Origin of the sequence: Xanthovirga aplysinae (assembly GCF_009711365.1) — a bacterium.
Lineage (GTDB): Bacteria > Bacteroidota > Bacteroidia > Cytophagales > Cyclobacteriaceae > Xanthovirga > Xanthovirga aplysinae.
On sequence record NZ_SMMB01000943.1, the window covers coordinates 1 to 5,699 of the forward strand.

General features: G+C 34.3%; 4 protein-coding genes. 2 read left to right on the plus strand and 2 right to left on the minus strand.

What is annotated here, in order from left to right; genetic code table 11:
• Together E1171_RS08670 and E1171_RS08675 are read right to left on the minus strand one after the other, a co-directional pair.
• Positions 1 to 1,477: Do family serine endopeptidase (locus tag E1171_RS08670; RefSeq protein WP_155205613.1), on the minus strand; the 1,477-nt coding region annotated here is incomplete at its 3' end.
• A 456-nt stretch (positions 1,478 to 1,933) separates the two neighbouring features.
• Complete coding sequence (locus E1171_RS08675) at positions 1,934 to 2,380, minus strand: Hsp20/alpha crystallin family protein (protein WP_246164254.1); 447 nt, start codon at positions 2,378 to 2,380, stop codon at positions 1,934 to 1,936.
• 553 nt (positions 2,381 to 2,933) lie between these two features.
• Here E1171_RS08675 and E1171_RS08680 point away from each other — a divergent pair.
• Both E1171_RS08680 and E1171_RS08685 read left to right on the plus strand, forming a co-directional pair.
• Positions 2,934 to 4,097: a methyltransferase gene (locus tag E1171_RS08680; protein WP_187696348.1), complete on the plus strand. Its 1,164-nt coding sequence runs from the start codon at positions 2,934 to 2,936 to the stop codon at positions 4,095 to 4,097.
• A 366-nt stretch (positions 4,098 to 4,463) separates the two neighbouring features.
• A complete protein-coding gene (locus tag E1171_RS08685) occupies positions 4,464 to 5,474 on the plus strand; it encodes a FecR family protein (RefSeq protein WP_155205614.1) in 1,011 nt (336 codons plus the stop codon).
• Positions 5,475 to 5,699: the final 225 nt, after the last annotated feature.

The following is a 5,699-nucleotide window of genomic DNA, read 5'->3' on the forward strand; positions in this document are numbered from 1 at the left end:
TGCCAATGGCAAAGTAATATACTGTATTATATCCTGGATAAATTCCTTCTATCATAACGCCCCCAGCTTTGTTTTTCAATATTTTTTGAATGTCCTTTGCTGAAGCAACCTTTTGACCATCTACACGGGTAATTATAAAACCTTCTTCCATGGTGGTATATTTTCTCAACTTTCCTTTGGTTAGCTTCTCCACTTGGACACCACCACTAATTCCTAATTTTTGAGCTTTTTCTTTGTCAATTCCCTTCAATTCAGCACCTAGGTTCGACAGTAAATAAACCTCTTCTTTTTTAACAATTTCAGTATTTCCATTGCTGTTTTTAAGGGTTACGGCAATATCCATTTCTTTTCCGAATCGATTTACCTGAACCTTAACATTATCTCCCGGGCGATATTGGCTAATTTTACCTTGAAGTTCTGCCACAGTGCTGATCTCCTTGCCATCTACTTTCCGAATCACATCACCTATTTTTATCCCTGATTGTTCCGCTGATCCGTCCTCAACCAAGTTGTTGATGTATACTCCTTCCGTTACCTCCAGATCTTCTTCCTTCGCCAATTGGCTATTTACATCTTGAATATAAATCCCTAAGTATCCCCTCTGCACGGTACCATATTCCATCAGGTCATTGACCACCTTATTGACTATATTGGAAGGGATTGCAAAAGAGTATCCTGAAAAGGATCCGGTGGGACTGGCAATGGCTGTATTAATTCCAATTAGGTTTCCATTTAGATTGACAAGTGCACCCCCGCTATTTCCTGGGTTCACCGCCGCATCTGTTTGAATAAACGACTCAATTCGATTTTGGTCATCGATAATATTGAGGTTTCTCCCTTTTGCACTGACAATACCTGCGGTAACAGTGGAATTTAAATTAAAAGGGTTTCCTACAGCAAGTACCCATTCTCCTACTTTTACATCCTCTGAGTTCATAAGGCTCAGGAAGGGTAAGTTTGTTTCCTTAATTTTTAGTAAGGCAATGTCTGTAGAAGGGTCGGTGCCAATTACCTCTGCTGTATAAGTTTTATTATTGTCATGAAGGGAAACTTCAATTTCATCGGCATCTTTGATTACATGGTTATTGGTAACAATGTACCCCTCTGAATTAATAATTACACCAGACCCTGTGGCCACCCTTTCTCTCGGTGTTTGTTGATGCCTTCTTCCATATTCATCTCCAAAGAAAAAACGGAAAGCATCTGGTATATTGCTGTATTGATTTCTAACATGGGCACTTCCAATAGATTTGATATGCACCACTGCAGACATCGATTTTTCTGCAGCAAAAGTGAAATCAACGGGCGTTCCCGAAGGTGGTGAATAATTAGCATAAGAGGTCTTTAGGGATGGAACCGTATTAGTTGTTGGTCTGACGGTTGTAATGGTCTCTTTTGGACCATAAAATTGGAAGGCACCAATTGAAAGTGCACTTCCAAGCATTGCTGAAAGTACTAATTTTGATATGTTATTCATTTTAAATCTACTTTTAGGTGAAGAGATTTAATTGTAGATTAAATTAATTAAAATAGTAATGTTATTTTTATTAATCTTGGTTAAATTTATTGTAATTAATTTTTTTCTAGAAAAATCAAGAACTTTTCTACGTAAATTTTTTCTTTCTACACAGTAAAAAAATATTTGTAATTTAATTGATTTCTAATGAATCTTATTGGTGATAAGCTCTTGAATTTTTATTCTTTTTAATTACAGATAAAAACTTATACGAGTGGACAATAATAAGGTTTTTTTGTTAACAACATAAAAATTCAAGAATAGGAAGAAGCCTTTTGATTTAGAGGGTTAAGGAAGAGCATATTAGTGAATTGGGTCTCTATAAATTTAGTTCTATAAAATTGAAAAAGATAGGAAATTATAAAAAAAGCTGACCCATTTTAGAGGCAGCTTCTTTTTTCCCTCTTTTGGAGAGACTTATTTAATATTTATATGTTTAATGGTTTTTCTAAGTTTTTGATCTGTTTTTGGGATACAAATATCTAATACTCCATCATTGTAATTAGCAGTGATTTTATCTGCTTTTACATGCTCTGGCAAATTGAAAGATCTTTGAAAAGACTCATAACTGAATTCTTTTCTTCTGTAGTCTCCTGCTTTGCTTTTTTCTTCACTGGTTGCCTGATGTTCAGAAGAGATCATCAAAACATCGCCTTCTTCATCCACATCTATTTTGAAATCATCTTTTTTTAGCCCTGGAGCTGCCACTTCCACATGATATTCCTTTTCGGACTCCTTAATATTTACGGCAGGCAGATTGCTTCCCGAAAATGGAGTTCTCATTAAGCTGGGTAAGGTTTTTTCCAACTCATAAAAAGTGTCCCAAAAAGATGGCATCCCTCTTTTATATTTCATCAATTCCATAGTTGTTAATTTTTTAAAGGGTTTATATTCAAAAATTTTAATAGATATTGAAAAATCTTTTTTAAGGAAAAGTCATCTTCATTTTATAGCTTTGGTTTAAAAAAATGTACATGAAAATTTCCCAAAACTTAAATCATCCACTAAACCGTGCTGTATTGAAAACAATAAATTGTAAAGGCTAGTTTCTGGTTTTGGGATTAGAAATCACCAATTTCTAATTTGCTGATCGAGAGGAATTAGGCTGAATTTTAGGTTATTTTGAGACAGTTAATAAGGAGGGGAATCATAACTCTATTATTATTTTGAATAATTTTTTTTGCCTTGTTTTTTTAGGATGTATTTAGACATGGCCTTATTTAAAATAGGGTACAACAATTCCTTTTTTCTACCTTTAAGCTTCTTCTTTAGAATAACTTTATTTTGTCATTCTGATGGATTGGGAACTAAAAAAGAAGAAATTCTCCTCCGGAGGTTTAATTTTTTCGAATTATAAAATAAATCTAAATTTGCATCGGTATTAAATTAGTTCTCCATTAATTAAATAAATAGGAAAGTGGATAAGAGCATTCAGGATTTTTTTGAAAGTTTTAGTGTAGCTGCGGATAAGAATGAATTTATTCAACTTACATTGGGAAAACCTGTCAAATTGAGTGAAATCATTAATGTTTATATCCGAAAGGTTGAGTTAAAAGGTAAACCTTATTTTTCTTTTAAATATCGCTATCATTCCCGTGATGAAGTAAAGAATTTTCTATTTGAAGAAGCTTTAAGTAAAATTTCAGACCTCCTGGGCAATGTTTTTCTTAGTGCTCATCTTTTTACTGTGGCTCACGATTTTCAGCTACATTTTAATAAAAAGAGAAAGGGTCGTTTTTCTCAATTGCCACCGACAAAAATTCCGTCCGGAACTCTCTCTCATAACAAAGAAAAGAAAAGGTTTGTGGAAACTACCAACAACGTTTACCTGCAAAGACTGGGTGTAGTAGACCAGGAGGGAAAGGTGATTAAAAGTCGGCAAGATAAATTCAAACAAATTAATAAATATATTGAGATCGTTGATAATTTAATCAAACAGGCCAAGCTTCCCGAAAAATTGCATATTGTGGATATGGGATCTGGGAAAGGGTATTTGACCTTTGCGTTGTATGATTATTTGGTAAATCATTGTGGGAGAAAAGTTTGTATAACAGGCATAGAGTTGCGAGAAGAATTGGTCAATATTTGTAATGAAATAGCTGAGTTATCAGGATTTAAAAATCTCAAATTTATTTCTCAAGATATCCACCAATATTCGGAAAAGCAGATTGATATTTTAATCGCTCTCCATGCCTGTGACACTGCAACAGATGAGGCGATTTGTAAAGGTATCGTTGCTAATGCAGGCTTGATTATTTGTGCTCCCTGTTGTCATAAACAGATCCGAAAACAAATGAAAACGCATGGTGAAATGCAAGCCATTACTCAATTTGGTATTTTTGAGGAGCGTCAGGCCGAAATGCTCACCGACACTATTCGAGCATTGATATTAGAAGCGAATGGTTATCAATCAAAGGTTTTTGAGTTTATTTCCAATGAACATACGCGAAAGAATGTGATGCTGGCAGGTGCTAAAACTGGTAAAAGTAGAAAACAGGAATCAGCATGGAGTGAGATTTATAAACTTAAAGAAAAGTTTGGTATAGAATATCATTACTTGGAGCGCCTAATGTCCAAATAATCCCTTTTTTATAGAGGGGCAAGATTTTGTCTCTCTATAATGATTTTCATTTCTGCTCTGGGAATTTTTCCCCTTTCCCTCACAAAATTCCAGCTTTTCGCAATAGAGGAAATTTCTTCCCAAATCCAGATCAAATCCCAAAATAAGATGGGGATACAAAATTTTAAGTTCCTATTTTGTCAGACTTACTATCTATTACAATGACCACCTCATTGATTTTATCTGTTAAAAATTCGTTATATATCTAATAGGGAGGAAAAATCCCAAAAAGATGTAGTAAAGGTTTAAAATTTGTCATCTCGAGGTGGTATGAGGTGAAAGTTCTGAGATCCAAATGAGAGAGGGTTTCATTGCGGAAATTGTTTAATGAGAGAGTGTGAAGATAAAATGGATAAGCCTGATTATGAAAATTATACCGTTGAAGACTTCGTTTCCAATGAATATTTTCGCTACTGGGTACTGCATGAAAGTGAAGAGTGTGGGAAATATTGGCAAGCTTGGTTGAAGAAATATCCGGAGAAGAAAGCAATGCTGGAGGAAGCCAGGGAAATTATTCTTTCCCAAACCACAAAAGAAAGAGAGGAAGAACGGATTTGGTCTGATGTGGAAAGTCAAGTCGGTGAAGAAGAAATTAATGAAAAAGAAATTTTTAGGGTTCGAAAGCCCAGAAGGAGTTTTGTTAAGGAAAATTGGAAGAAATTAATATTTCTTCTTGTTCTTTTTTTTGCTGGGATTTTTTATCTCACCCAAAGAAGGATGGAAATTACTGTTCAAATGGGAGAACAAAAGAATTTTATTTTTCCCGATGGCTCCGAGATGTTTCTAAATGCAGATTCCAAATCTTATTTTGAAGTAAGGGAGTGGAGTGAGAAAAGAGTTGTACACCTTTTGGGAGAGGCCTTTTTTCAAATGGAAAAGGGAAATCCATTCACAATCCTTACTCCTTTGGGAGTAATTAAAGGAGATGGCGGAAAATTCAATGTTTATTCGCGACATAAGCGTTTGTCGGTAGATTGTTACCAAGGAGAACTTACTGTAAAATCTAAAATCCATGGAGTAACTAAAACTATTAAAAGTGGGGAAGGGGTGGTTTTTACAGATGATCTTATTAATACATATTCCTTGAATTACCCCAATGGACCAAGTTGGCCTAAAGGGGTCTTTCAGTTTGAAGATGCTCCATTAATTTATGTTTTTAAGGAAATTGAGCGACAATATGCTATTAAAATAAAAGTGGCAGTAAATTTAGGCCAATTAAAATATACGGGAGAGTTTACCGATATGAACTTGAAAGCTACGCTGGATGCCCTTTGCGAGGAATTCGACCTGAATTATGAATTTTACAACGGAAATAGAGTGATCATTACCAGAAAGTAGGGACTTTTCGCCTAAAAGAAATACAAGCTCTTTTCATGGTAAATTTTTAAAAATCTCCTGAAAAGTACCGTTTTATAAAGTAATCAGAAAAAATGAGTTTGAATTTAAGAGGGAATGGAGAAAATTCTATTTCTGATTAAAAAAAGTTTAATTCGAGGGATGTCAGAAATAGTTTCAATAAATTTTGTATGTTTAAATGATAAATGTATGTACATTGAAAAATAA